The sequence below is a fragment of the Pseudorhodoferax aquiterrae genome, assembly GCF_014652235.1.
GTDB classification, from domain to species: Bacteria; Pseudomonadota; Gammaproteobacteria; order Burkholderiales; family Burkholderiaceae_C; genus Pseudorhodoferax; species Pseudorhodoferax aquiterrae.
The window spans coordinates 32509-56783 of the sequence record NZ_BMYK01000025.1; the positions used below are offsets into that span (position 1 = coordinate 32509).

24 protein-coding genes are annotated in these 24275 nt (G+C 66.8%); 12 read left to right on the forward strand and 12 right to left on the reverse strand.

The features are described 5' to 3' along the window. Positions 1 to 23: 23 nt before the first annotated feature. The 3 genes from IE209_RS26670 to IE209_RS26680 all read right to left on the reverse strand — a co-directional run bounded on the left by IE209_RS26670 (position 24) and on the right by IE209_RS26680 (position 4836). Positions 24 to 1256, reverse strand: coding sequence for a branched-chain amino acid ABC transporter substrate-binding protein (locus IE209_RS26670; RefSeq protein WP_189689913.1), 1233 nt, complete (start codon positions 1254 to 1256; stop codon positions 24 to 26). Between the two features lie 109 nt (positions 1257 to 1365). Then, on the reverse strand, positions 1366 to 3009 hold the full coding sequence (locus IE209_RS26675) for a 3-(methylthio)propionyl-CoA ligase (RefSeq protein ID WP_189689965.1): 1644 nt from the start codon (positions 3007 to 3009) through the stop codon (positions 1366 to 1368). Between the two features lie 93 nt (positions 3010 to 3102). Next, a complete protein-coding gene (locus IE209_RS26680; protein ID WP_189689914.1) occupies positions 3103 to 4836 on the reverse strand; it encodes a carboxylesterase/lipase family protein in 1734 nt (577 codons plus the stop codon). Positions 4837 to 4981: 145 nt separating this feature from the next. Here IE209_RS26680 and IE209_RS26685 point away from each other — a divergent pair, with 145 nt between their 5' ends. From IE209_RS26685 to IE209_RS26710, 6 genes are all read left to right on the forward strand, one after another. Further along, entirely contained in the window at positions 4982 to 6025 is a 1044-nt protein-coding gene (locus IE209_RS26685; protein ID WP_229883063.1) for an AraC family transcriptional regulator, read from the forward strand. Between the two features lie 68 nt (positions 6026 to 6093). Then, positions 6094 to 7581 (forward strand): protein adenylyltransferase SelO, encoded by a 1488-nt coding sequence (locus IE209_RS26690; RefSeq protein WP_189689915.1) that lies wholly within the window; start codon positions 6094 to 6096, stop codon positions 7579 to 7581. Next, positions 7578 to 7985: a peptide-methionine (R)-S-oxide reductase MsrB gene (gene msrB / locus IE209_RS26695; protein WP_189689916.1), complete on the forward strand. Its 408-nt coding sequence runs from the start codon at positions 7578 to 7580 to the stop codon at positions 7983 to 7985. Before IE209_RS26690 ends, msrB begins: the two co-directional genes overlap by 4 nt. 4 nt (positions 7986 to 7989) lie before the next feature. Further along, positions 7990 to 8556, forward strand: a complete 567-nt coding sequence (locus IE209_RS26700) for a septation protein A (protein ID WP_189689917.1) — start codon at positions 7990 to 7992, stop codon at positions 8554 to 8556. Beyond that, complete coding sequence (locus IE209_RS26705) at positions 8553 to 8873, forward strand: BolA family protein (RefSeq protein ID WP_189689918.1); 321 nt, start codon at positions 8553 to 8555, stop codon at positions 8871 to 8873. Before IE209_RS26700 ends, IE209_RS26705 begins: the two co-directional genes overlap by 4 nt. Before the next feature lie 9 nt (positions 8874 to 8882). After that, on the forward strand, positions 8883 to 9674 hold the full coding sequence (locus IE209_RS26710; RefSeq protein WP_189689919.1) for a peptidylprolyl isomerase: 792 nt from the start codon (positions 8883 to 8885) through the stop codon (positions 9672 to 9674). Positions 9675 to 9737: 63 nt separating this feature from the next. On the opposite strand, the gene IE209_RS26715 is transcribed toward IE209_RS26710, so the two are convergent. The 6 genes from IE209_RS26715 to IE209_RS26740 form a co-directional block, all read right to left on the reverse strand. Further along, positions 9738 to 11276 (reverse strand): 2-isopropylmalate synthase, encoded by a 1539-nt coding sequence (locus IE209_RS26715; protein WP_189689920.1) that lies wholly within the window; start codon positions 11274 to 11276, stop codon positions 9738 to 9740. A 29-nt stretch (positions 11277 to 11305) separates the two neighbouring features. Beyond that, complete coding sequence (gene leuA / locus IE209_RS26720; RefSeq protein WP_189689921.1) at positions 11306 to 13015, reverse strand: 2-isopropylmalate synthase; 1710 nt, start codon at positions 13013 to 13015, stop codon at positions 11306 to 11308. Positions 13016 to 13220: 205 nt separating this feature from the next. After that, positions 13221 to 14036, reverse strand: coding sequence for a CDP-diacylglycerol--serine O-phosphatidyltransferase (gene pssA, locus IE209_RS26725; protein ID WP_189689922.1), 816 nt, complete (start codon positions 14034 to 14036; stop codon positions 13221 to 13223). Between the two features lie 76 nt (positions 14037 to 14112). Continuing rightward, complete coding sequence (ilvC, locus tag IE209_RS26730; protein WP_056660222.1) at positions 14113 to 15129, reverse strand: ketol-acid reductoisomerase; 1017 nt, start codon at positions 15127 to 15129, stop codon at positions 14113 to 14115. A 102-nt stretch (positions 15130 to 15231) separates the two neighbouring features. Next, a complete protein-coding gene (gene ilvN, locus IE209_RS26735) occupies positions 15232 to 15723 on the reverse strand; it encodes an acetolactate synthase small subunit (RefSeq protein ID WP_056900936.1) in 492 nt (163 codons plus the stop codon). Between the two features lie 122 nt (positions 15724 to 15845). Next, a complete protein-coding gene (locus IE209_RS26740) occupies positions 15846 to 17633 on the reverse strand; it encodes an acetolactate synthase 3 catalytic subunit (protein WP_189689923.1) in 1788 nt (595 codons plus the stop codon). 246 nt (positions 17634 to 17879) lie between these two features. Here IE209_RS26740 and IE209_RS26745 point away from each other — a divergent pair, with 246 nt between their 5' ends. Genes IE209_RS26745 through IE209_RS26765 form a run of 5 tightly spaced genes read left to right on the forward strand, consistent with a single transcriptional unit; the run spans position 17880 to position 20649 of the window. Further along, on the forward strand, positions 17880 to 18446 hold the full coding sequence (locus tag IE209_RS26745) for an RNA polymerase sigma factor (protein WP_189689924.1): 567 nt from the start codon (positions 17880 to 17882) through the stop codon (positions 18444 to 18446). Beyond that, positions 18443 to 18889 (forward strand): DUF3619 family protein, encoded by a 447-nt coding sequence (locus IE209_RS26750; RefSeq protein ID WP_189689925.1) that lies wholly within the window; start codon positions 18443 to 18445, stop codon positions 18887 to 18889. The genes IE209_RS26745 and IE209_RS26750 overlap by 4 nt, the downstream gene beginning before the upstream one ends. Positions 18890 to 18905: 16 nt before the next feature. Further along, on the forward strand, positions 18906 to 19556 hold the full coding sequence (locus IE209_RS26755; RefSeq protein WP_189689926.1) for a DUF3106 domain-containing protein: 651 nt from the start codon (positions 18906 to 18908) through the stop codon (positions 19554 to 19556). Next, entirely contained in the window at positions 19553 to 20068 is a 516-nt protein-coding gene (locus tag IE209_RS26760; protein WP_189689927.1) for an RDD family protein, read from the forward strand. The genes IE209_RS26755 and IE209_RS26760 overlap by 4 nt, the downstream gene beginning before the upstream one ends. Further along, entirely contained in the window at positions 20065 to 20649 is a 585-nt protein-coding gene (locus IE209_RS26765) for an LOG family protein (RefSeq protein ID WP_189689928.1), read from the forward strand. The genes IE209_RS26760 and IE209_RS26765 overlap by 4 nt, the downstream gene beginning before the upstream one ends. A gap of 21 nt (positions 20650 to 20670) precedes the next feature. Here the strand turns inward: IE209_RS26765 and glnB are convergent, their stop codons facing one another. Then, complete coding sequence (gene glnB / locus IE209_RS26770; protein ID WP_114468109.1) at positions 20671 to 21009, reverse strand: nitrogen regulatory protein P-II; 339 nt, start codon at positions 21007 to 21009, stop codon at positions 20671 to 20673. A gap of 163 nt (positions 21010 to 21172) precedes the next feature. On the opposite strand from glnB, the gene IE209_RS26775 reads away from it, so the two are divergent. Continuing rightward, entirely contained in the window at positions 21173 to 22345 is a 1173-nt protein-coding gene (locus IE209_RS26775; RefSeq protein ID WP_189689929.1) for a GNAT family N-acetyltransferase, read from the forward strand. On the opposite strand, the gene IE209_RS26780 is transcribed toward IE209_RS26775, so the two are convergent. Together IE209_RS26780 and ppa are read right to left on the reverse strand one after the other, a co-directional pair. Next, on the reverse strand, positions 22342 to 23574 hold the full coding sequence (locus IE209_RS26780; protein ID WP_189689930.1) for a cystathionine gamma-synthase family protein: 1233 nt from the start codon (positions 23572 to 23574) through the stop codon (positions 22342 to 22344). The two genes, IE209_RS26775 and IE209_RS26780, sit on opposite strands and share 4 nt — an antisense overlap. A gap of 7 nt (positions 23575 to 23581) precedes the next feature. Next, positions 23582 to 24121 (reverse strand): inorganic diphosphatase, encoded by a 540-nt coding sequence (gene ppa / locus IE209_RS26785; protein ID WP_189689931.1) that lies wholly within the window; start codon positions 24119 to 24121, stop codon positions 23582 to 23584. Between the last annotated feature and the right edge of the window lie 154 nt (positions 24122 to 24275).

The window sequence follows — 24275 nt, forward strand, 5'->3', positions numbered from 1 at the left end:
GGCCGCCCGCAGAACCGCACAGTTCAACCCGGCCGCTTCATCTGGCAGCTGGTGGGGGTGCTGGACACGTAGGACTCGAAGGTCTGCACCGGTGCCAGCGTCATGCCGGTGTTCTCGGGGCTGTAGGGGAACTTGGCGTCGGCCTTCTGCCAGACGCTGAGGTACAGCGGCTGCTGCAGCTGGTGGTCGGCCTTGCGGATCTCCACGTCGCCGTTGAAGCTCTTGAACTTCAGACCCTCCATCGCCGCCGCCACCTTGACCGGGTCGGTGGACTTGGCCTTGGCCATGGCTGCACCCAGCGCGTTGTAGATGTGGATCACCGAGCCCGTGTAGAAGTCGTCCTTGAACTTGGTCTGGAACTCCGTCATCCACTGGCCCATCTGGCCGCCCATGTTGTAGTGGTTGTAGGCGACCTGGTAGACGCGGCCCGCGCCGCCCTGGCCCAGGGCCGTGGGCGTGCCGGTGACGCCGGCGTAGTAGGTATAGAACTTGCCGTTGTAGCCGCCCTCGTTGGCGGCCTTGATCAGCAGCGCGAGGTCGGAGCCCCAGTTGCCCGTGATCACGGTGTCGGCGCCCGAGGCCTTGATCTTGGCGATGTAGGGCGCGAAGTCGCGCACCTGGGCCAGCGGGTGCAGGTCCTCGCCCACGAACTGCACGTCGGGCCGCTTGCGCGCCATGATCTCCTTGGCGAACTTGGCGACCTGGTGGCCGTGCGAGTAGTTCTGGTTGAGCAGGTAGACCTTCTTGACGTCGGGCTGTTCCTTCATGTAGCTCGTCAGCGCCTCCAGCTTCATGGAGGTGTCGGCGTCGAAGCGGAAGTGCCAGTAGTTGCACTTGCTGTTCGTGAAGTCCGGGTCCACGGCCGAATGGTTGAGGTAGATCACCTCCTTGCCCGGGTTGCGCGCGTTGTGCTTGTCGATCGCGTCGATCAGCGCGGCGGCGACAGAGGAGCCGTTGCCCTGGGTGACATAGCGCACGCCCTGGTCGAGCGCGGCCTTCAGCGCGTTGAGGCTCTCGGCCGGGCTCAGCTTGTTGTCGAAGGGCACGACTTCGAACTTCACGCCGGCCGGGTTGTTCTGGTTGAACTTCTCGGCGAAGAACTGGAAGCTCTTGACCTGGTTGTTGCCCACCGGGCCCATCAGGCCGGACAGCGGGTCGATCCAGGCAATCTTGACCGTCTCGCCCTTCTGGGCGAAGGCGCCCACGGCACAGGCCATCAGCACGGAGGCTGCAACGAGTCGTACAACTGGCTTCATTCGGTCGTCTCCTGGTGGTCTCTAAAAAAAGTGGGGGCAGGTTACAAGTCTTCGTTTCGCGCCCCGTGAGGGATTGCCCTAGGCGCTGTCGTGCGCGGCTCACCCCGCATCACAGGCCGGGCAGGCGGTAGTCCTTGAGCTGCTCGCGCAGGCGGGTCTTGAGCATCTTGCCGGTGGCGCCGAGCGGGATCGCATCGACGAAGACCACGTCGTCCGGGATCTGCCACTTGGCCGTCTTGCCTTCGTAGAACTTGAGCAGTTCGTCGCGGCCGACCTCGGCACCGGGCTTCTTCACGACGACCACGATGGGCCGTTCGTCCCACTTGGGATGGAACACGCCGATGCAGGCCGCCATGGCCACGGCCGGGTGCGCCACCGCGATGTTCTCGATGTCGATGGAGCTGATCCACTCGCCGCCCGACTTGATCACGTCCTTGCTGCGGTCGGTGATTTGCATGAAGCCGTCGGCGTCGATGGTGGCCACGTCGCCGGTGGGAAACCAGGCCCGGCCCTGGGCGTCGCGCACGAGCGGGTCGCCGCCCTCGCCCTTGAAGTACTCGGCCACGATCCAGGGGCCGCGCACGAGCAGGTCGCCGGCGGCCTTGCCGTCGAAGGGCAGGTCCGTGCCGTCGGCGCCGACGATCTTCATGTCCACACCGTAGATGGCCCGGCCCTGCTTGAGCAGGATCTTCATCTGCTCCTCTTTGGGCAGCACCAGGTGCTTGTTCTTGAGCGTGCACAGCGTTCCGAGCGGCGACATCTCGGTCATGCCCCAGGCGTGCAACACCTCCACGCCGTAGTCTTCGCGGAAGGCGTCGATCATGGCCGGCGGGCAGGCCGAGCCACCGATGACGGTGCGCTTGAGCGTGGAGAACTTCAGGCCCGCCGGCTTCATGTGCTGCAGCAGCATCTGCCAGACCGTGGGCACGCCGGCGGCGTAGGTGACCTTCTCGGCCTCCAGCAGCTCGTAGACCGACTTGCCATCCAGTGCCGGGCCGGGGAACACGAGCTTGCAGCCGGTCAGCGCGGCCGAGTACGGAATGCCCCAGGCGTTGACGTGGAACATGGGCACGACGGGCAGCACCGAGTCGCGCGCGCTCAGGCCCATCACGTCGGGCAGCGCCGCGGCGTAGGCGTGCAGCACGGTGGAGCGGTGGCTGTACAGCGCGCCCTTGGGGTTGCCCGTGGTGCCGCTCGTGTAGCACATGCTGGAGGCGCTGTTCTCGTCGAACTGCGGCCAGATGTAGTCGGCAGACTGCGCGTCGACCCAGGCGTCGTAGCTCAACAGGCCGGGGATGCCGGTGTCGGCCGGCAGCCTGTCGGCCGCGCAGAGCATGACCCAGCGCTTGACCGTCGGGCACTTGGCGTGCACGGCCTGCACCAGTGGCAGGAAGCTGCTCTCGAAGCACAGCACCTGGTCTTCGGCGTGGTTGACGATCCAGGCGATCTGCTCGGGATGCAGGCGCGGGTTGATGGTGTGCAGCACGCGGCCCGAGCCGCTCACGCCGAAGTACAGCTCCAGATGGCGGTAGCCGTTCCAGGCCAGCGTGGCGACGCGGTCGCTGAACGCCAGGCCCCAGCCGTCCAGGCCATTGGCGACCTGGCGCGCGCGGCGTGCGACGTCGCGCCAGGTGTAGCGGTGGAGGTCACCCTCGACGCGGCGCGAGACGATCTCGCCGTCGCCATGGTGGCGCTCGGCGAAGTCGATCAGCGAGGAGATCAAGAGGGGTTGGTTTTGCATCAGACCCAGCATGGCCATGGCTCCCGGTAACGCTTGTTTTGAACGGCGAGCATCGTAATCGCACGACCGTTCGGTATTTACCCCTACGCCTTGCTGCGCGGATGGTCACTGTGCCCTGGTGTTGAGCGCGGTCGGCGTGGCGTCCAGCAGCAGCTTGGATGGCCAGGGCGACCAGGTGGCGCCGAGCGCCGCAGTGTTCGGATTGCCCGTGCGCATGAAGGCGCCCAGGCTGGCCATCATGGAGTTGGACAGCGCGAGCCGGCCCGCGCGGTTGGCGTTGCCGCCGATCACCTGGCCGACCACCGAAGGACCGAAGTTGCCGAACAGGAAGGCCAGGTCGAAGGCATGGGCGGCGCCGTAGACCTCGTTCCAGGGATAGGCCTCCTGCGCCCAGTCGAAGCGGTACTGCCACAGCTGGGGCTGCTGCGTGGCCAGCGTGGACAGCAGGTTCTGGCTGTTGGCCTCGAACAGCAGTTTGGTGATGAGGCCGGTCCGCGCGTCGTAGCCCGTCGTCGGTGTGGCCACGGGCAGGTAGGCGGCGTGGACGATGTCGGCGGTGGTGAGCGTGGTGGCGGCGTCGGGGTCGAAGCGCGCCATCATGAGGAAGCGCGTCGCGTCGTCGACGATGTAGCCCGCGGGCAGCCCGAACAGCGGCAGCAGGCCGCCGAACAGCTTGCCCTCGTCGCGCGTGTTGCCGATCAGCGCGGGCACGTTGACATGCTGGCCGGCCGCGATGGTGGCGATTGGGTCGGTCGGCACCACCGTGCCGTCGGGGATGGGGTTGCCGGTGTTCAGGCCCTTGGCCAGCGCGGTGGTCAGCACGGTCGCGCCGTCCTTGGCGCGCAGGTAGTCGGCGATCTGCGCGGCCGTGCGCGTGGCCACGTAGGCACGCGCGGCGGCCAGGTCGGCAGCCGTGCCGTCGGCCACCAGCAGGTTCAGCAGCACGGCCTCGCCCTGCGCCTGCCAGCTCGCCAGCGGGCTCAGCGCGGGCGATGTGCCGGACGGCAGATTGCCGGCCAGCGAGATGCCGCCGCTCAGCGCCACGATCTTGTGGAACAGGCCGCGGGCCATGGGCGAGGTCATGACGGCCAGCACGTTGTTGGCGCCAGCGGATTCGCCCGAGACCGTGATGTTGTCGGCGTCGCCACCGAAGGCCGCAACGTTGGTGCGCAACCAGCGCAGCGCCGCCATGTTGTCCAGCAGCGCGAAGTTGCCCGAATCGTCGCCGGCGCTGCCGCCCACATGGAGTTGCGCGAGGTTCAGGAAGCCCAACACGCCGAGCCGGTAGTTGGCCGTGACCACCACGGCGTTGGCGGCCTTGGCCAGCGCGGCGCCGTCGTAGAGCGGGTCGGCCGTGTAGCCCGAGATGTTGCTGCCGCCGTGGATGAACAGCAGCACGGGCAGCTTGCTGTCGCTGGTGGCCGGGCGCCAGATGTTCAGCGTGAGGCAGTCCTCGCTGCCCAGCGGCTGCCCCATGGTGGTGGCGATGGTCTCGTCGAAGCGGTTGTTGGCGCCGGGGCCGAACATGCGGCCGATCTGCAGGCAGGCCGGGCCGAAGCTGTCGGCCGCGCGCACGCCGGTCCAGGGCGCGGGATCGAGCGGCGCACGCCAGCGCAGCGCGCCCACGGGCGGCTGGGCGTAGCGCACGCCCTTCCAGGCCCAGGTGCCGTTGCGCGCGCTGTCGTCCACGCCCTGCAGTTTGCCGGCCGCGGTGCGGCGCACGGTGGGGGCGTCGTCGTCGGAGCCGCCGCAGCCGGCCAGCGCCGCGCAGGCGCCCAGAACCAGCACCGCGGTGGTGCGTTGCACACTCGGGAATGCCGCCAAAAAGCCTGTCCGCATGCTGGTCTCCTTGTCCCGTGCTTCGGGGTTATTCGGAATGCGCGTGCAGCGGACCCTCGTCCATACTGCGCCGCCTCGGGCCGTCGCCAGCGAAAAGTCTAGGAGGGCCCTGCTCGAACACCGCTATCGCAAGCGCGCCAAACCGATGACTTCAGGAACCACGCGGACCGCTCTCCCCTACCTGCCCGTGCGCACGAGTTCGGCCGCCTGGCTGGCCGGCGTGCTGACCATGTTCGCGTCCGAAGGGCTGGACGTGCCCGCGCTGCTGCGCGACGCCGGGTTCGACGCGGCCACGCTGCACCGGCACAACGCCCGCATCCCGGTGGACCAGGTCTCGCGGCTGTGGCAGCTGGCGGTGACGCGCTCCGGCAAGCCCACGCTGGGACTGCAGCGCAGCCTGGCCGCCACGCACAGCAACACCGGCACCGTCGGCCATGTGATGAGCTGCAGCCCGGACCTGGGCCGGGCGCTGGGGCATCTGGCCCGCTACATGGCCGTGATCTCGGACGCCACGGCCTTCGCACTGCAGCCCGACGCGCGGGGCTGCTGGCTGACGACCGCCCACACGGGCGGCACGCTGCCGATCCCGCGCCAGCGCGTGGAATACGCCATGCTGGCCACGCTGATGCTGTGCCAGTGGCTCACGCGCAAGGAGTTCGATCCGCTGAGCGTGGAATTGGCCGATCCGGCGCCCGCGGACGACCGGCCGCAGCGTGCCGCCTTCGGTTGCGCGCCCCGTTTCGGTGCGCCCGCCAACCGCATGCTGATCGCGCACAGCGATCTGGCCCGGCCGATCCCGACCTACGACGCCGAGCTGGCCGGCATGCTGGAAGGCTTGCTCGACAAACAGCTGGCCCAACTCGGCCAGACGAGCACGGCCAGCCGCGTGCGTGCCGAGATCGCGCGTCTGCTGAACCAGGGCGAGCCCCGGCGTGAGGTGGTGGCCAAGGGCCTGGGCCTGGCCGAGCGCACGCTGCAGCGCCGGCTGCAGGAAGAACAGGTCTCCTACCAGGCCCTGCTGGACAGCACGCGCCACGAGCTGGCGCAGCAGTATCTGGCCGAGCAGCGCCACAGCCTGGCCGATGTGTCCGACCTGCTGGGCTATGGCGACAGCAGCAATTTCCACCGCGCCTGCAAGCGGTGGTTCGGCGTGCCACCGGCCCAGTACCGCGCGCAGATCGGCTGTTGAGCGGCTGTGGAGGCTGGCGCGGTAGCCCCTGGCATCCGGGGTTACCCGGCGTCACCGACAATCGGCCCATGCGCTCTCCTTCCGACGCCGCCCTGGCCGACCCCGCGCCCATCGCCTGGCGCGAAGGCTTTGCCGCCCTGGGCCCGGCCTTCCTCACGCGCCTGCAGCCCACGCCATTGCCCGCGCCCTACTGGGTCGGCCGCAATCCCGAGCTGGCCGCACAGCTGGGCCTGGATGCCGACTGGTTCGCCTCGGACGCCGCACTGCAGGCCTTCACGGGCAACGCGCTGCTGCCCGACAGCGCCCCCTATGCCACGGTCTACAGCGGCCACCAGTTCGGCGTCTGGGCCGGCCAGCTCGGCGATGGACGCGCCATCGTGCTCGGCGAGACCGCCGCAGGCCAGGAGCTGCAGCTCAAGGGCGCCGGACGCACGCCCTACTCGCGCATGGGCGACGGCCGCGCCGTGCTGCGCTCGTCGATCCGCGAATTCCTCTGCAGCGAGGCCATGGCCGGCCTCGGCATCGCGACCACGCGCGCGCTGTGCGTGACCGGCTCGGACGCGCCGGTGCGCCGCGAGACGCTGGAGACCGCGGCCGTGGTCACGCGCGTGGCGCCCAGTTTCATCCGCTTCGGCCATTTCGAGCATTTCGCGGCCAGCGGCGACCATGCGTCGCTGCGCGCGCTGGCCGACCATGTGATCGACCGCCACTACCCGGCGTGCCGTGACCAGGCGGCGGACTTCGACGGCAACGCCTATGCCGCGCTGCTGCGCACCGTGACGCAGCGCACCGCGGCCCTGCTCGCGCAATGGCAGGCCGTGGGTTTCTGCCACGGGGTCATGAACACCGACAACATGAGCATCCTGGGCCTGACCATCGACTACGGGCCATTCCAGTTCCTCGACGCCTTCGACCCCGGCCACATCTGCAACCACAGCGACAGCCAGGGCCGCTACGCCTACAACCGCCAGCCCAACGTGGCCTACTGGAACCTGTTCTGCCTGGGCCAGGCGCTGCTGCCCTTGATCGAAGACCAGGACCGGGCCCTGGCCGCGCTGGAGACCTACAAGACCGATTTCCCGCAGGCTCTCGAAGCGGCCATGCGCGCCAAGCTGGGGCTGGCACGGGCGTTGGACGAGGACCGCGCGCTGGTCGAATCCACATTGCAGCTGCTGGCCCGCCAGCGCGTGGACCACGCCATCTTCTGGCGCCGCCTGTCGGACGCCGTGGCCGCCGGCATGGTGCTGACACCCGTGCGCGACCTGTTCCTGGACGGCGCGGCCTTCGACGACTGGGCCGTGCTGTACCAGCGCCGCATGGCCGGCCAGGATCTGGCGCAGGCCGGCGCGCGCATGCGGGGCGTCAACCCCAAGTTCGTGCTGCGCAACCACCTGGCCGAACAGGCCATCCGGCGTGCGCAGCAGAAAGACTTCTCCGAGGTCGAACGCTTGCATCGCCTGCTGCGGACCCCATTTGACGAGCATCCCGGCTTCGATGCCGATGCCGACTTCCCGCCCGACTGGGCTTCTTCCATCGAGATCAGCTGCTCCTCATGACCCGACCCGTTGAAAAGACCGACGCCGAATGGCGTGCATTGCTGGCCGAGAAGGGCGCCGAACCGGCGGCCTACCAGGTGACCCGCCACGCGGCGACCGAGCGGCCCTACACCGGCAAGTACGAGCAGCACTGGGCCGACGGCAGCTACCACTGCGTCTGCTGCGGCGCCAAGCTGTTCGATTCCGGCACCAAGTTCGACGCCGGCTGCGGCTGGCCCAGCTTCTCGCAGGCGGTGCCCGGAGCGATCGAGGAGATCGTGGACCGCAGCCACGGCATGGTGCGCACCGAGACGGTCTGCACCAACTGCGGCGCGCATCTGGGCCATGTGTTCCCGGACGGCCCCGCCCCCACCGGCCTGCGCTACTGCATGAATTCGGCCTCGCTGCAGTTCGAGGACAAATGAGCCCATGAAGATCCTGCTCGATTTCCTGCCGATCCTGCTGTTCTTCGGCGCCTACAAGCTTTACGGCATCTACGTGGGCACGGCGGTGCTGATGGCCGCCACCGTGGTGCAGATGGGCGTCACCTACGCGCTGGAACGCAAGCTGCAGACCCTGCAGAAGGCCACGCTGGCGCTGGTGCTGGTGTTCGGCACCCTGACCTTGGTGCTGCAGGACGAACGCTTCATCAAGTGGAAGCCCACCGTGCTGTATGCGGCCATGGCGATCGCGCTGGCGGTCACGGTCTGGGCGTTCAAGAAGAACTTCCTCAAGATGGTGCTGGGCAGCCAGCTGGAACTGCCCGACGCGGTCTGGATGCGGCTGAACTGGGCCTGGGTGAGCTATTGCCTCTTCATGTCGGTCATCAACGGCTACGTGGCCTATGCCTTCAGCACCGACGCCTGGGTCGATTTCAAGCTCTGGGGCTATGTGTTCCCGCTGGCCTTCATCGTGGGCCAGGGCCTGTACGTCTCGCGCTACCTCAAGTCGGACAGCGAGGTCGTCGAGGTCCAATCCAAGGAGCGCGGCCGATGACGGTCACGGCCGCGGAGATGGCACAGGCGCTGCGCGCGGCGCTGGCGCCCACGCAGCTCGAGGTGCTGGACGAGAGCGCAGCCCATGCCGGCCATGCAGGGGCAGGCCCGCAGCCCTGGGGCACGCATTTCCGGGTGCGCATCGCCTCGCCGAAGTTCGCCGGACTGTCGCGCGTGGCGCAGCACCGCCTTGTGTATGATCCGCTGCGCCAAATGATCACCCAGGGCGTGCACGCCATAGCCATCGACATCCTCCCTTCCGTGCACCCGGCCGCGACCCCGTCGCCATCCCAGGCCCTGCCCTCGCAAAACCCTTAAGGAAGCAACATGAAGAAGTCCCTGTATTCCGCAGTTGCGGCTGCGCTCGTGCTGGGTGCCGCAAGCCTGCCCGCGCTGGCGCAGAACGTGGCCATCGTCAACGGCAAGGCCGTGCCCAAGGCGCGCGTGGACGCGCTGGCCGAGCAGATGGCCCGCGCCGGCCGCCCGGTCACGCCCGACCAGGAAGGCCAGCTGCGCGAAGAGATCATCATGCGCGAGATCTTCATGCAGGAAGCCCAGAAGCGCGGCCTGGACGCCACGCCCGACTTCCAGGCCCAGATGGAGTTCGCGCGCCAGTCGCTGCTGGTGCGTGAGCTGCTCGTGGACTACCAGAAGACCCATCCGGTGACCGATGCCGAGATCCAGGCCGAGTACGACAAGGTCAAGGCCGCCAACGCCAGCGACGGCAAGGAGTACAAGGCTCAGCACATCCTGGTCGAGAAGGAAGCCGACGCCAAGGCCATCATCGCCAGCCTCAAGAAGGGCGCGAAGTTCGAAGACATCGCCAAGAAGCAGTCCAAGGACCCCGGATCCGGCGCCAACGGCGGCGACCTGGGTTGGGCCAATCCGGCCGGCTACGTGAAGGAGTTCGGCGACGCGCTCGTGGCGCTCAAGAAGGGCCAGACCACCGAGGTGCCGGTCAAGACCCAGTTCGGCTACCACATCATCCGCCTGAACGACGAGCGCCAGCAGGAGTTCCCGCCGCTCGAGCAGGTCAAGCCGCAGATCGCCCAGCAACTGCAGCAGCAGAAGATGGCCCAGTTCCAGCAGGAGCTGCGGTCCAAGGCCAAGGTCGAGTAAACGCCCTGCCCCGCCAACGCAAACGGCCTCCCGCGGGAGGCCGTTTTGTTGGGGACTCTGCGCTCAGCCCTGGGCGGCCACGCGCTCGGCCTTGCTGTGCAGCTTGTTCAGCGCCGACAGGTAGGCCTTGGCCGAGGCCACCACGATGTCCGGGTCGGCCCCCACGCCGTTGACCACGCGGCCACTGTTCTGCAGCCGCACCGTGACCTCACCCTGGCTCTCGGTCGAGCCGCTGATCGCGTTGACCGAGTACAGCACCATCTCGGCGCCGCTCTTCACGTGCGACTCGATGGCCTTGAGGGAGGCATCGACCGGGCCGTTGCCGTCGGAGCTGCCGCGCACCTCCTTGCCCTGGGCTGTGAACACGACCTCGGCCTGCGGCCGCTCGCCGGTTTCGCTGTGCTGCTTGAGCGACACGAAGACGTATTGCTCCTGCTCGTGCGCCACGCTCTCCTCGCTGACCAGGGCCAGGATGTCCTCGTCGAAGATCTCGCTCTTGCGGTCGGCCAGGTCCTTGAAGCGCGCGAAGGCGGCGTTGATGTCGGCTTCGCTTTCCATCTGCACGCCCAGGTCCTGCAGGCGTTGCTTGAAGGCGTTGCGGCCCGACAGCTTGCCCAGCACGATCTTGTTGGCGCTCCAGCCCACGTCTTCGGCGCGCATGATTTCGTAGGTGTCGCGCGCCTTGAGCACACCGTCCTGGTGGATGCCCGAAGCATGGGCGAAGGCGTTGGCGCCGACCACGGCCTTGTTGGGCTGCACCACGAAGCCCGTGGTCTGGCTGACCATGCGGCTGGCCGGCACGATGTGCTCGGTGGCGATGTTGACGTCCAGGCCGAAGTAGTCGCGGCGCGTCTTCACGGCCATCACGATCTCTTCGAGCGAGCAGTTGCCGGCGCGCTCGCCCAGGCCGTTGATCGTGCACTCGACCTGGCGCGCGCCGCCGATCTTCACGCCAGCCAGCGAGTTGGCAACCGCCATGCCCAGGTCGTTGTGGCAGTGCACGGACCAGATGGCCTTGTCGCTGTTGGGAATGCGCTCGCGCAGGTTCTTGATGAAATTGCCGTAGAGCTCGGGAATCGCGTAGCCCACGGTGTCGGGCACGTTGATCGTGGTCGCGCCCTCCTTGATGACCTCCTCGATCACGCGGCACAGGAAGTCGGGCTCGCTGCGGTAGCCGTCCTCGGGGCTGAACTCGATGTCGCCGACCAGGTTGCGCGCGAAACGCACCGACTGGCGCGCCTGCTCGAACACCTGGTCGGGCGTCATGCGCAGCTTCTTTTCCATGTGCAGCGGCGAGGTCGCGATGAACACATGGATGCGCGCGCGGGCCGCGTCCTTGAGCGCCTCGGCCGAGCGCGCGATGTCGCGGTCGTTGGCGCGCGAGAGCGAGCAGATGGTCGACTCGCGCACCGTGCGCGCGATCGCCTGCACGCACTCGAAGTCCCCGTTGGAACTGGCCGCGAAACCGGCCTCGATCACGTCGACCTTGAGCCGCTCGAGCTGGCGCGCAATGCGCAGTTTCTCGTCGCGCGTCATCGAGGCGCCCGGCGATTGCTCGCCGTCGCGCAAGGTGGTGTCGAAAATGATCAGTTGCTCGCTCATCGTGGTCTCCTTGTCGTGCAGGCCCGGGCTCAGCGCGCCGTTGCGGCTTCGGGCTCCGCGGCCACATTGTCCGCGCCGCGCGTGCCACGCTGCAGTCCGGACAAGATGGCCTTGAGCGAGGCCGACACGATGTTCGCATCGATGCCCACGCCGAACAGGGTGCGGCCATCGTCCACGCGCAGTTCGAGGTAGGCCACGGCCTTGGCGTTGGCGCCGGCACCGATGGCGTGCTCGTGGTAGTCCATCACGCGCACGCTGCGGCCCGTGGCCTGCTGCAAGCCGTCGACGAAGGCGTCGATCGGGCCGGTGCCGCGGCCCTGGACCCGCACCGCTTTGCCGCCGTAGACCAGGTCGGCCGAGAGCTCGACCTCGGTCGCGCCGTTGGCACCGCGCTGCTCGTGGAGACGATGCTGGGGTGCGGCCACGTCGTGCAGGCCGTACTCCTTCTCGAACAGCGTCCAGAGGTCGTGCGCCGTGAGCTCCTTGCCCTCGGCGTCCATGACGCCCTGCACCACCTGGCTGAACTCGATCTGCAGGCGGCGCGGCAACTCCAGGCCGAACTCGCTCTCGAGCAGGTAGGAGATGCCGCCCTTGCCCGACTGGCTGTTCACGCGGATCACGGCCTCGTAGGTGCGGCCGAGGTCCTTGGGGTCGATCGGCAGGTAGGGCACGTTCCAGACGTCGCCTTCCTTGCGTGCGGAGAAGACCTTCTTGATCGCGTCCTGGTGCGAGCCCGAGAACGAGGTGTAGACCAGGTCACCCACATAGGGATGGCGCGGGTGCACGGGCAGCTGGTTGCAGTGCTCGACCACGCGGCGGATCTCATCGATTTCCGAGAAGTCCAGGCCCGGCGACACGCCTTGCGTGTAGAGGTTCAGCGCGACGTTGACCACGTCGAGGTTGCCGGTGCGCTCGCCATTGCCGAACAGGCAGCCTTCCAGGCGGTCGGCACCGGCCATCACGGCGAATTCGGCGGCCGCCGTGCCGGTGCCGCGGTCGTTGTGCGGGTGCACGGACAGCACGATGGCATCGCGGCGCGCGAGGTTGCGGTGCATCCACTCGATCATGTCCGCGAAGATGTTGGGCGTGGAGTGCTCCACGGTGGACGGCAGGTTGATGATGCACTTGCGCTCGGGCGTGGGCTGCCAGACTTCCGTCACGGCATCGACGACGCGCTTGGAGAACGCGAGCTCGGTGCCGGAGAACATCTCGGGCGAGTACTGGAAGGTCCACTGCGTTTCGGGCTGGCGCGCCGCCAGTTCCTGGAACAAGCGGGCCTGCGACGTGGCGAGCTCAACGATGCCGTCCTCGTCCGTGCCCAGCACCACGCGGCGCATGATGGGTGCGCAGGCGTTGTACAGGTGAACGATGGCGCGCTTGGCGCCTTTCAGTGATTCGAAGGTGCGCTCGATGAGGTGCTCGCGCGCCTGGGTCAGCACCTGGATCGTGACGTCCTCGGGGATCAGGTCTTCCTCGATGAGCTTGCGCACGAAGTCGAACTCGGTCTGCGAGGCCGAGGGGAAGCCGACCTCGATCTCCTTGAAGCCGATCTTCACGAGCGCCTGGAACATCTGCAGCTTGCGCGCACCGTCCATGGGCTCGATCAGCGCCTGGTTGCCATCGCGCAGGTCGGTGGACAGCCAGATCGGCGCCTGGGTGATGACGGCATCGGGCCAGGTGCGGTCCGTCAGACGCACCGGTTGAAAGGCGGCGTACTTGCTGGCGGGGTTCTTCAACATCATGCGGATCCTCGAGAGTGGTCAAAAGGCACCAGCAAACCCAAAAAGAAAAACGGCCCGATGCTGGTGCAAACGGGCCGTTTCGACAAAAGGTGCGCGCGCGCTACCGTCTCCGCCCGTGGGGGATGATTAGTAGGGCTAGCGCGAGCTTTTGCATGGCGCGCACTCTAGCACAGATGCGCGCGGCGCTGCGCGAGCGGCTGTCTCATTTGTGCAGGCCGCGCTCGTCGGGCTCGTCGGTCGAGGTGCTGATCACACTGGTCGGCCGGCCCTTGGCCTTGCGCCAGGCGTAAACGGCATAGCCGCTGAGCCCGTACAGCACGAACAGGCCGAACATCACGATGGGCGGGTGGATGTTGACGATGGCGATGCCCAGCGCGATCAGCACGATCACGACGAAGGGCACGCTCTTTTTCATCTGCACGTCCTTGAAGCTGTAGAACGGCACATTGGTCACCATGGTCAGGCCCGCATACAGCGCGAGCACGAACATGATCCAGGTCACGTCGGCGCGCGGGATCTCAAGTTCGGTCATGAGCCAGATGAAGCCTGTGACGAGGGCCGCCGCTGCCGGCGACGGCAGGCCCTGGAACCAGCGCTTGTCGACCACGCCGGTGTTGACGTTGAAGCGCGCCAGGCGCAGCGCGGCGCAGGCACAGTAGACGAAGGCCGCGATCCAGCCCCAGCGCCCGGCCTCGCGCAGCGTCCATTCGTAGGCGATCAGGGCCGGTGCGGCGCCGAAGGACACCATGTCGGACAGCGAGTCCATCTGCTCGCCAAAGGCGCTTTGGGTGTTGGTCATGCGCGCCACGCGGCCGTCCAGGCTGTCCAGCACCATGGCGCAGAACACGCCGACCGCTGCCAGGTCGAAGCGATTGTTCATGGCCATCACGACGGCATAGAAACCACCGAACAGGGCCGCCAGCGTGAACAGGTTCGGCAGGACGTAGATGCCCTTGCGCCGCTTGCGCGGCATGGGCTCGTCCTGAACCACCAGCGCGGATTCATTGCCATCATGCATAGGGCCGCAAGTGTAGTGGACGGCCACGCATGAAAAAGGCCACCGAAGTGGCCTTGCGAGACGCGTGCAATCGCGCTCAGTTGCGGGTCTGGTCGACCAGCTTGTTCTTCTTGATCCAGGGCATCATGGCGCGCAGTTGCTCGCCCACCACTTCGATCTGGTGCTCGGCGTTCAGGCGGCGGCGGCTGATCAGCGCGGGCTGGCCGGCAGCGGCTTCGAGCACGAAGCTCTTGGCGTATTCGCCGGTCTGGATGTCCTTCAAGACCTGCTTCATGACTTTCTTGGTCTCGTCGGTCACGATGCGCGGGCCCGTGACGTACTCGCCGTACTCGGCGTTGTTCGAGATCGAGTAGTTCATGTTGGCGATGCCGCCTTCGTAGATCAGGTCCACGATGAGCTTGAGCTCGTGCAGGCACTCGAAGTAGGCCATCTCGGGCGCGTAGCCGGCTTCCACCAGCGTTTCGAAGCCGGCCTTGATCAGCTCGACGGTGCCACCGCACAGAACGGCCTGCTCGCCGAACAGGTCGGTCTCGGTTTCTTCGCGGAAGTTGGTCTCGATGATGCCGGCGCGGCCGCCGCCGTTGGCCATGGCGTAGGACAGGGCCAGGTCACGTGCCTTGCCCGACTTGTCCTGGTGCACCGCCACGAGGTGGGGCACGCCGCCACCCTGGGTGTACGTACCGCGCACGGTGTGGCCGGGGGCCTTGGGCGCGACCATCCAGACGTCCAGGTCGGCGCGCGGCTGCACGAAGCCGTAGTGCACGTTGAAGCCGTGGGCGAACACCAGCGAGGCGCCCTGCTTGATGTGGGGGGCCACGTCGTTCTTGTAGACCTGGGCGATCTGCTCGTCGGGCAGCAGGATCATGACGACGTCGGCGGCCTTGACGGCTTCGGCGACTTCGGCGACCTGCAGGCCGGCCTTCTCGACCTTGCTCCAGGAAGCACCGCCCTTGCGCAGGCCGACCAGCACCTTGACGCCGCTGTCGTTCAGGTTCTGCGCGTGCGCATGGCCTTGGCTGCCGTAGCCGATGATGGTGACGGTCTTGCCCTTGATCAGGGAGAGGTCACAGTCCTTGTCGTAGAAAACCTTCATTGTCTTGCTCCAAATGGTTCAGGCGAATTGCCGACGGCAGCCTCGCAATGTCGCGATCCGCCCACGCCGAGCCTGCCAGCAGGCGCGCGCGGATGCGTGATGTCAGACGCGCAGGATGCGCTCGCCGCGGCCGATGCCGCTGGCGCCGGTGCGCACGGTCTCCAGGATGGCGCTGCGCTCGATGGCTTCGAGGAAGGCGTCGTTCTTGCCCTGGTCGCCGGTGAGCTCGATGGTGTAGCTCTTTTCGGTCACGTCGATGATGCGGCCGCGGAAGATGTCGGCCATGCGCTTCATCTCCTCGCGCTCCTTGCCGACCGCGCGCACCTTGACCATCATGAGCTCGCGCTCGGTGTAGGCGCCCTCGGTCAGGTCGACGACCTTGACGACCTCGATGAGCCGGTTCAGGTGTTTGGTGATCTGCTCGATCACGTCGTCCGAACCCGTGGTCTGGATGGTCATGCGCGACAGGCTGGCGTCCTCGGTCGGCGCCACGGTCAGCGATTCGATGTTGTAGCCGCGGGCCGAAAACAGGCCGACGACGCGGGAAAGTGCGCCGGCTTCGTTCTCCAGCAGCACTGCGATGATGTGTTTCATGGATGCAGATTCCTCTTTTCGCCGCCCTCCCCCGCGCACGGTAATGCGCGGGCTCGGCGGGCAATAGATTCGTCGTTTGAAAAAGTGGTCGCGCCTGCGCAGCAGGCCGACTTATCGCCTGGTCAAAGGTCTTCCGAGCCCAGCAGCATCTCGGTGATGCCCTTACCGGCCTGGACCATGGGGAACACGTTCTCCGTCGGGTCGGTCCGGAAGTCCATGAACACCGTGCGGTCCTTGAGCTTGCGCGCCTCGCGCAGCGCCGGTTCCACGTCCTGCGCGCGCTCGATCAGCATGCCCACGTGGCCGTAGGCCTCGGCCAGCTTCACGAAGTTGGGCAGCGCATCCATGTAGCTGCTGCTGTAGCGGCTGGAGTACTCGATCTCCTGCCACTGGCGCACCATGCCCAGGTAGCGGTTGTTGAGCGAGAGGATCTTGATCGGCGTGTTGTACTGCAGGCAGGTCGAGAGTTCCTGGATGCACATCTGCACCGAGCCTTCGCCCGTGACGCAGAACACCTCGGCCTCGGGCTTGGCGAGCTTGATGCCCATGGCATAGGGAATGCCCACGCCCATGGTTCCGAGCCCCCCCGAATTGATCCAGCGGCGCGGCTCGTCGAAACGGTAGTACTGCGCGGCCCACATCTGGTGTTGGCCGACGTCGGAGGTGACGTAGGTTTCCACGTCCTTGGTCATGTTCCACAGCGTCTCGATGACGAACTGCGGCTTGATGACGTCGGTGGCGCCACGGTTGTACTTGAGGCAGTCGCGCTTGCGCCAGACCTCGATCTGTTCCCACCAGCTGGCCAGCGCGCCGCTGTCGGGCTTGGTCTCGGACTCGCGGATCATGGCGATCAGCTCGGTCAGCACGTCCTTGACATCGCCCACGATGGGAATGTCCACGCGCACGCGCTTGGAGATGCTCGACGGGTCGATGTCGATGTGGATGATCTTGCGTTCGTTCTGCGCGAAGTGCTTGGGGTTGCCGATCACGCGGTCGTCGAAGCGCGCGCCCACGGCCAGCAGCACGTCGCAGTTCTGCATCGCGTTGTTGGCTTCCAGCGTGCCGTGCATGCCCAGCATGCCCAGGAACTTGCGGTCCGATGCCGGGTAGGCGCCCAGGCCCATCAGCGTGTTCGTGACGGGGTAGCCCAGCATGTCGACCAGCGTGCGCAGTTCGTTGGTCGCGTTGGACAGCAGCACGCCGCCGCCGGTGTAGATGTAAGGACGCTTGGCCGTCAGCAGCAGCTGCAAGGCCTTGCGGATCTGGCCGCCGTGGCCCTTGCGCACGGGGTTGTACGAGCGCATCTCCACGGTTTCGGGATAGCCGCTGTACAGCGCCTTCTTGAACGAGACGTCCTTGGGGATGTCGACCACGACCGGGCCGGGCCGCCCGGTGCGCGCGATGTGGAAGGCCTTCTTGACCGTCGCGGCTAGATCGCGCACGTCCTTGACCAGGAAGTTGTGCTTGACGATGGGGCGCGTGATGCCGACCGTGTCGCACTCCTGGAAGGCATCGAGGCCGATCGCCGGCGTCGGTACCTGGCCCGTGATGATCACCATCGGGATGCTGTCCATGTAGGCCGTGGCGATGCCGGTCACGGCATTGGTCACGCCAGGGCCCGAGGTCACGAGGGCGACGCCCACGTCGCCCGTGGCGCGTGCATAGCCGTCGGCCGCATGCACGGCGGCCTGCTCATGGCGCACCAGGATGTGCTGGATGCTGTCCTGTTTGTAGAAGGCGTCGTAGATGTAGAGCACCGCGCCACCGGGGTAGCCCCAGACGTGCTTGACGTTCTCGGCCTGCAGGGCCTTGACGAGGATTTCGGCGCCCATGAGTTCCTGGGGGCCGGATTGCGCGAGCGGGGAGGATGCGGCGGCGGCCGACTTCATTTCGGCTTTGGAGATTTCCATGATCAACCTTTGCGAATTTCTCTGACGAAATACCTTGGGTGCCCCTTCGCGCCCTCTTGTGAAGAGCCGTCGGGACTTAAGGCCAGGACCATGGGCGAGATGCTTGCAACGCCGGATCGTGGCCCGTTTGCTTTTTTGACGAGCGCGGGGATTATCAACGATTTTTCGGGCCATCCTGCGTCGATGCCATAATCTTTGGCTTTCCTCGCGGCCCCTCCGCGATTGCGCAGCCTCACCACAGTCGTCTTGGCCACCGACAAAGAACTGTCCGACTTCCTCAAAGAGGTGGAGAAACGCGCTTTCAAGCGTTGCCTCTACCACGTGCGCAACGAGGAAGCTGCGCTCGACATCGTGCAGGACAGCATGATGAAGCTTGCCGAGCACTACGGCGACAAGCCGCCGGGCGAACTGCCCCTCTTGTTCCAGCGCATCCTGTCGAACTGCACACTGGACTGGTTCCGGCGCCAGAAGACGCGCAACGCCCTGTTTTCCAACCTCAGCGACTTCGAGTCGGCCGGCGAAGACGGCGATTTCGACCTGCTGGAAGCCTTGACGCCGCAGGACGGCAGGGAAGGTCACGAGAGCGCGGAGGACAGCACGCGCCGGGCACAGATCCTGCGGGAGATCGAAAGCGAGATCCAGAGACTGCCGGGACGTCAACGCGAGGCATTTTTGCTGCGTTACTGGGAAGAAATGGACGTCGCGGAGACGGCCGCTGCCATGGGCTGCTCCGAAGGGAGTGTCAAAACCCATTGCTCGCGTGCCGTCGCCAGCCTGAGTCGCGCCCTGACGGCCAAAGGAATCCACCTATGAAGCAAGCACCTTCCATCACCATGTCGACCGACCGCCTCGGCAGCTTGATTGCGGGCCGTCTGTCGGAATCCTGCACCAATCTGGACCACGACATCGCGGAGCGTCTGCGCGTGGCCCGGCAGCAAGCCGTGGCGCGTCGCAAGGTGGCGGCGTTCGCGCCGGCGGTGAGCACGGTGAGCAGCGTGCGGTCGGGGCGCGCAGGCGCGCTCCAATTGGGTGGACAGGATGAGCCCGGGCTGTGGGCCCGGCTGGGTGCCATGCTGCCGTTGCTGGCTCTGGTGGCCGGGCTGCTGGCCATTTACGTCGTGCAGAACGACAACCGCGCCAGCGAACTGGCTGAAGTCGACGCCGCATTGCTCACCGACACCTTGCCGACCGACGCCTACACGGACCCCGGCTTCCTGCAGTTCCTCAAGACTGGTGACAACGCACCGCAAAACTGACACGGGGCGTCCCGCTTTGCTCCCATCCCGCCCCATCCGCTGGTCCCGTGTCGCTGCAAGCGCAAGTCTGTGTTGCGCGGCGGCGCTGGCCTTTGCGCAGCCTGCCACCAAGGCCGCCAGCGGCCCGTCCACGGAGAAAGCCGAAGCGCCCAGTCCGCGCTGGGGGGGGCTGAGCAGCGCGCAGCGCCAGGCCCTCAAACCGCTGGGGCCGAGCTGGAACAGCCTTGGCGAAGGCCAGCGCCGCAAGTGGATTGCGCTGTCGCGTAACTTCGACAAGCTTCCGCCCGAAGAGCAGCAGAAGCTGCACCAGCGCATGCTTGAATGGGTCAAGCTCAGTGCCGCGGAGCGCAGCCGCGCGCGGCTGAACTTCGCGGAAACCGAACGCCTTGCCAGCGACGACAAGCAGGCCAAGTGGGAGGCCTACCAGGCGCTCAGCGAAGAGGAGCGTCGCAAACTGGCAGAACAGGCGCCGCGCCGCGCCCTGCCTGGCGCAGCCACAGCGGTCCGCCCGATTCCGCGTCAACGCCTGGCCACCATGCCCGTTGCACCCGAGAATCAGCGCACCATGCCGCGCATCAGCACCGCCCCCCACCTGATCAATCCGCAGACCTTGCTGCCCCAGGTCGACGCCCACGCCACCGAGCCGGACACGGCCCCACACCAATGAACGCCGCGGGACCCGAGCCGGCCGCCCCCCTGCAGGCGCCCGGCCTGTGGCGCCGCATGGCCTGCTGGCTCTACGAAGGCATGCTGATGTTCGGCGTGGTCTTCATCGCCGGCTACCTGTTCGGCACGCTGAGCCAGACCCGCAACGCGCTGGACAACCGCACGGGCCTGCAGGCCTTCCTGTTCGTGGTGTTCGGCATCTACTTCACCTGGTTCTGGTCCAAGGGCCAGACCTTGGCGATGAAGACCTGGCACATCCGCCTGGTCGACCGCGCGGGCCGCCCCGCCAGCCAGGCCAGGGCCTTCGTGCGCTACCTGCTGAGCTGGCTCTGGTTCCTGCCGCCGCTCGTGCTGATCGCACCGTTCCGGCTGCCGGCCGGCGAATCCTTCGTGCTGCTGCTGGGCTGGGTCGCGGTGTGGGCCATCGCCAGCCGCTTCCATCCCCAATCCCAGTTCTGGCATGACGCGCTGGCGGGCACCCGCCTGGTCACGGCCTTGCCCCGTACCCGATGAAGCCTGCTTTCTCGCTCTGTGTTTATTGCGGCTCCCGTCCTGGAGCGCACCCGGGCTATGCCGCTGTGGCGCAGCAGGTCGGCCGCTGGATCGGCGAACATGGCGGCCAGCTCGTGTACGGCGGCGGCCACAACGGCCTCATGGGCATGGTCGCCGACGCCACGCTGGCCGCAGGCGGCCGGGTCATCGGCGTGATTCCGCAGGCGCTCGTCGAGAAGGAATGGGCCCACCGCGGCTGCACCGAGCTGCACGTGGTCGACACCATGCACGACCGCAAGCGCATGATGGCCGAACGCGCCGACGCCTTCCTGGCCCTGCCGGGCGGCATCGGCACCTTCGAGGAGTTCTTCGAAGTCTGGACCTGGCGCCAGCTCGGCTACCACGACAAGCCCGTGGGACTGCTCAACGTCGAGGGCCTGTACGACGGGCTCCAGAGCTTTCTGCAGGCCACCGTGCGGGCAGGTTTCGTCAACGATTGGCAGATGGACCTGATCCGCATCGGCCGCGATGCGGAGGAGTTGCTCAAGAGCCTGGTCAACGATGCGGGCCTGGCGCCCGCGCCGCAGCTGGACCAGATCTGAGGGCGCGGCCTTGAACGGCCCTCAGACGGCCGATTCGTCCTCTTCGCCGGTGCGGATGCGCACCACGCGTTGCACATCCGTCACGAAGATCTTGCCGTCGCCGATCTTGCCGGTGCGTGCCGCCCGCACGATGGCGTCGACGCAGCGGTCCACGTCGTCGTCCTTGACCACGATCTCGACCTTCACCTTGGGCAGGAAGTCGACCACGTACTCTGCGCCGCGGTACAGCTCGGTGTGGCCCTTCTGGCGGCCGAAGCCCTTCACCTCGGTGACGGTCAGCCCGGTCACGCCGCATTCCGCCAGCGCTTCGCGCACTTCTTCGAGCTTGAAGGGTTTGAGGATGGCGGTGATCTGCTTCATCTGAGTCTTTCTGGAGGCTGGCCAATACGGAGACGTACCGGCAATAGGATAGCGTCATTCACCCGCGATCACGCGGGATGTCACCCGAATTCGCCTGGCGCACCGGGGCCAAGCCAGCAAGCGCAACGGCAAGCCGCCGCTCCGTGCATCATTCGAACACCACATGGCAGACGACGACACCACCTTCCGCATCGTGGCGGACATTTCCGAGATCGACGCTGCCGCCTGGGATGGCCTGCTCGCAACGCAGGCGGACGCCAGCCCGTTCATGCGCCATGCCTACCTGCGCGCCATGCAGACGAGCGGCAGCGCAGTGACCGGCACCGGCTGGACGGCCCGCATCCTCAGCCTGTGGCAGCAGGACGCACTCCTGGCCGCCTGTGCGCTGTACCTCAAGACGCACTCGTACGGCGAGTACGTGTTCGACTGGGCCTGGGCCGATGCCTACCAGCGCCACGGTCTGCCCTACTACCCCAAAGCCGTCATCGCCCCGCCCTTCACGCCCGTGCCGGGTGCGCGGCTGCTGGCGCGCGATGCGAGCAGCCGGGCCATGCTGCTGAGCGCGACCGTGGCCTGGTGCGAGGCGCAGGAGTTGTCTTCACTTCACCTGCTGTTCGGCAACGAGGCCGACATGGCCGCCTGTGCCGACGCCGGGCTGATGCTGCGGCATCAAGTGCAGTTCCATTGGCAAAACGCCCGCGCCGATGGACGGCCGTTCGCGGACTTCGACGATTTTCTGGCCAGCCTGGCCCAGGACAAGCGCAAGAAGATCCGCCAGGAGCGGCGCAAGGTGGCGGAGGCCGGCGTGCGCTTTCGCTGGGCGCAAGGCCGCGACATCGCCGCGGCGGACTGGGGCTTCTTCTACCGCTGCTACGAGCGCACCTACCTGGAACACGGCAACGCGCCCTACTTGTCGCGCAGCTTCTTCGCGTCGATGGCGCAGGACATGCCCGAGCACTGGTTGTTGTTCATCGCCGAACGGGATGGCCAGGCCATCGCCTGCAGCCTCGTGGCGTTGCAGCCCGACCAGGGTGTGGCCTATGGCCGCTACTGGGGTGCTCTGGCACGTGTGGACTGCCTGCATTTCGAGGCCTGCTACTACCAGCCCTTGGCGTGGTGCATCCAGCACGGCTATCGGCGCTTCGAGGGCGGCGCCCAGGGCGAGCACAAGATGGCGCGCGCGCTGATGCCGGTGCGCACCAGCAGCGCGCACTGGCTTGCGCATCCGGCCTTCGCCGAGGCGGTGGAGCGTTTCCTGGAGCGCGAAGGCCAGGGCGTGGAGCACTACCTGGAGGAACTGGCGCAGCGCACGCCGTTCCGCCAGACTGTTTCTTAACGCAAGGCCTGTTCGAAGTCGGCGAGCAGATCGGCGCTGTCTTCCAGACCGACCGAGAGCCGGATCAGACCATCGGCGATGCCCATGGCGGCGCGCACCTGCGGGCCCGCTTCCCAGAAGATCGTCGGCGCGACCGGGATCACGAGCGTGCGCGTGTCGCCCAGACCGGTGGCCTTGACAGCCAGTTGCAGCCGGTTGATGAACGCCATGCAGGCGGCCGTGTCGGCCAGCTCGAACGACAGCAGCCACGAGCCCGCGCTGAACAGTTGTTTGGACAGCGCGTGCTGCGGGTGGGATTCCAGCATCGGGTAGCGCACCGACACCACCGAAGGATGCGACTCCAGATAGCGCGCCAGCGCCAGCGCCGTGGCGCTGGTGTGCGCCACGCGCAGCGCCAGCGTCTCGGCGCCCACGCTGATGTGGTGCGCGTGCTCGGACGACAGCGTCGCACCCATGTCGCGCAGCCCCTTCTTGCGCACCTGCGCCAGGCCCCATTGCCTGGGGTCGCCCTTGCGGTAGGCCGCGAAGATGTTGGGATGGTTCTGCCAGTCGAAGCGGCCCGTGTCCGTGACCGCACCGCCCAGTGCATGGCCGTGGCCCGAGATGGTTTTGGTCAGCGACTGCACGACCAGGCCCGCGCCCACGTCCGTGGGACGGAACAACGCCGGCGAGGTGATGGTGTTGTCGACCACGAACAGCAGGCCGCGCTCGGCGCAGAGCTGGCCGATGGCCGGCATGTCGGCCACCTGCGTGCCGGGATTGGCGATGGTTTCGACGAAGACCATGCGCGTGTTCGGCCGCAGCGCCGCCGCGACCTGGGCCGCGTCGGTGGCGTCCACCGTCGTGATCTCGATGCCGAAATCGCGCAGCGTGCCGAACAGGCTGTTGGTGTTGCCGAACACGAACTGGCTGGCCACCAGGTGGTCGCCCGCGCGCAGCAGCGTGAAGAACACCGCGCTGATGGCACCCATGCCCGTGGCGAAGCAGACCGTGCCCACGCCCCGCTCCAGCCGCGTGATCTGCGCCTCCAGGGCGGCCGTGGTCGGTGTGCCCTGGCGGGCGTAGCTGAAGCCCCCCTTGGTCGTGCCCTGGAACACCCCGATCAGGTCCTCGACCTTGTCGAAGCCGTACTGCACCGAGGTATGGATCGGCTTGTGCACCCCACCGTGCTCGATGCCGAGCCGGCGGTCGGAGTGCACGATGCCCGTGCTGATGCCTTCAGAGCCCATGGGCAGATCAGGCCCCGGTCTTGTTCTTGTAGTTGGCGACGCCGTCCAGCACTTCCTTCTTGGCCGCGTCGATGCCTTCCCAACCCAGCACCTTGACCCATTTGCCCTTCTCGAGATCCTTGTAGTGCTCGAAGAAGTGCGTGATGGCCTTCAGGCGCATGGGGTTGACATCGTCCACGCTCTTCCAGTGGCTGTAGATGGGCAGCACCTTGTCGGTCGGCACGGCCAGCACCTTGCCGTCCACGCCGGCTTCGTCTTCCATCATCAGGATGCCCAGGGGGCGGCAGGGCACGACCACGCCCGGAAACAGGGGATACGGAGTGATGACCAGCACGTCGACCGGGTCGCCGTCGCCCGACAGCGTCTGCGGCACATAGCCGTAGTTGCTCGGGTAGTGCATGGCGGTGGTCATGAAGCGGTCCACGAAGATCGCGCCGGAGTCCTTGTCCACCTCGTACTTGATCGGGTCGGCGTTCATCGGAATCTCGATGACCACGTTGAACGCATCGGGAATGTTCTTGCCGGGGGAGACTTTGTCGAGGGACATGGTGCTTTCGGAGCAGTTGAGAAAAGGGAACGCCTGGGACAAACCCGGATTTTAGGGGGCACGCCCACAGCCGAGGCTGCGATGCAACAGTCATTGCGAGATTTGCTTATATATTGCCCCGGTTGGCCAATCGTCATTCGCACGAGTTCTGAGC

Excerpts from the sequence above, each read along its gene's own strand:
- IE209_RS26670 (WP_189689913.1), bottom strand. The coding sequence starts at position 1,256 with ATGAAGCCAGTTGTACGACTCGTTGCAGCCTCCGTGCTGATGGCCTGT.
- IE209_RS26710 (WP_189689919.1), top strand. The coding sequence starts at position 8,883 with ATGAAGAAGTCCCTGTATTCCGCAGTTGCGGCTGCGCTCGTGCTGGGT.
- ppa (WP_189689931.1), bottom strand. The coding sequence starts at position 24,121 with ATGTCCCTCGACAAAGTCTCCCCCGGCAAGAACATTCCCGATGCGTTC.
- msrB (WP_189689916.1), top strand. The coding sequence starts at position 7,578 with ATGACCCGACCCGTTGAAAAGACCGACGCCGAATGGCGTGCATTGCTG.
- glnB (WP_114468109.1), bottom strand. The coding sequence starts at position 21,009 with ATGAAGCAGATCACCGCCATCCTCAAACCCTTCAAGCTCGAAGAAGTG.
- pssA (WP_189689922.1), bottom strand. The coding sequence starts at position 14,036 with ATGCATGATGGCAATGAATCCGCGCTGGTGGTTCAGGACGAGCCCATG.
- IE209_RS26760 (WP_189689927.1), top strand. The coding sequence starts at position 19,553 with ATGAACGCCGCGGGACCCGAGCCGGCCGCCCCCCTGCAGGCGCCCGGC.
- IE209_RS26740 (WP_189689923.1), bottom strand. The coding sequence starts at position 17,633 with ATGGAAATCTCCAAAGCCGAAATGAAGTCGGCCGCCGCCGCATCCTCC.
- ilvC (WP_056660222.1), bottom strand. The coding sequence starts at position 15,129 with ATGAAGGTTTTCTACGACAAGGACTGTGACCTCTCCCTGATCAAGGGC.
- IE209_RS26780 (WP_189689930.1), bottom strand. The coding sequence starts at position 23,574 with ATGGGCTCTGAAGGCATCAGCACGGGCATCGTGCACTCCGACCGCCGG.
- ilvN (WP_056900936.1), bottom strand. The coding sequence starts at position 15,723 with ATGAAACACATCATCGCAGTGCTGCTGGAGAACGAAGCCGGCGCACTT.
- leuA (WP_189689921.1), bottom strand. The coding sequence starts at position 13,015 with ATGTTGAAGAACCCCGCCAGCAAGTACGCCGCCTTTCAACCGGTGCGT.
- IE209_RS26750 (WP_189689925.1), top strand. The coding sequence starts at position 18,443 with ATGAAGCAAGCACCTTCCATCACCATGTCGACCGACCGCCTCGGCAGC.
- IE209_RS26700 (WP_189689917.1), top strand. The coding sequence starts at position 7,990 with ATGAAGATCCTGCTCGATTTCCTGCCGATCCTGCTGTTCTTCGGCGCC.
- IE209_RS26775 (WP_189689929.1), top strand. The coding sequence starts at position 21,173 with ATGGCAGACGACGACACCACCTTCCGCATCGTGGCGGACATTTCCGAG.
- IE209_RS26690 (WP_189689915.1), top strand. The coding sequence starts at position 6,094 with ATGCGCTCTCCTTCCGACGCCGCCCTGGCCGACCCCGCGCCCATCGCC.
- IE209_RS26705 (WP_189689918.1), top strand. The coding sequence starts at position 8,553 with ATGACGGTCACGGCCGCGGAGATGGCACAGGCGCTGCGCGCGGCGCTG.
- IE209_RS26675 (WP_189689965.1), bottom strand. The coding sequence starts at position 3,009 with ATGCTGGGTCTGATGCAAAACCAACCCCTCTTGATCTCCTCGCTGATC.
- IE209_RS26765 (WP_189689928.1), top strand. The coding sequence starts at position 20,065 with ATGAAGCCTGCTTTCTCGCTCTGTGTTTATTGCGGCTCCCGTCCTGGA.
- IE209_RS26715 (WP_189689920.1), bottom strand. The coding sequence starts at position 11,276 with ATGAGCGAGCAACTGATCATTTTCGACACCACCTTGCGCGACGGCGAG.
- IE209_RS26685 (WP_229883063.1), top strand. The coding sequence starts at position 4,982 with ATGACTTCAGGAACCACGCGGACCGCTCTCCCCTACCTGCCCGTGCGC.
- IE209_RS26680 (WP_189689914.1), bottom strand. The coding sequence starts at position 4,836 with ATGCGGACAGGCTTTTTGGCGGCATTCCCGAGTGTGCAACGCACCACC.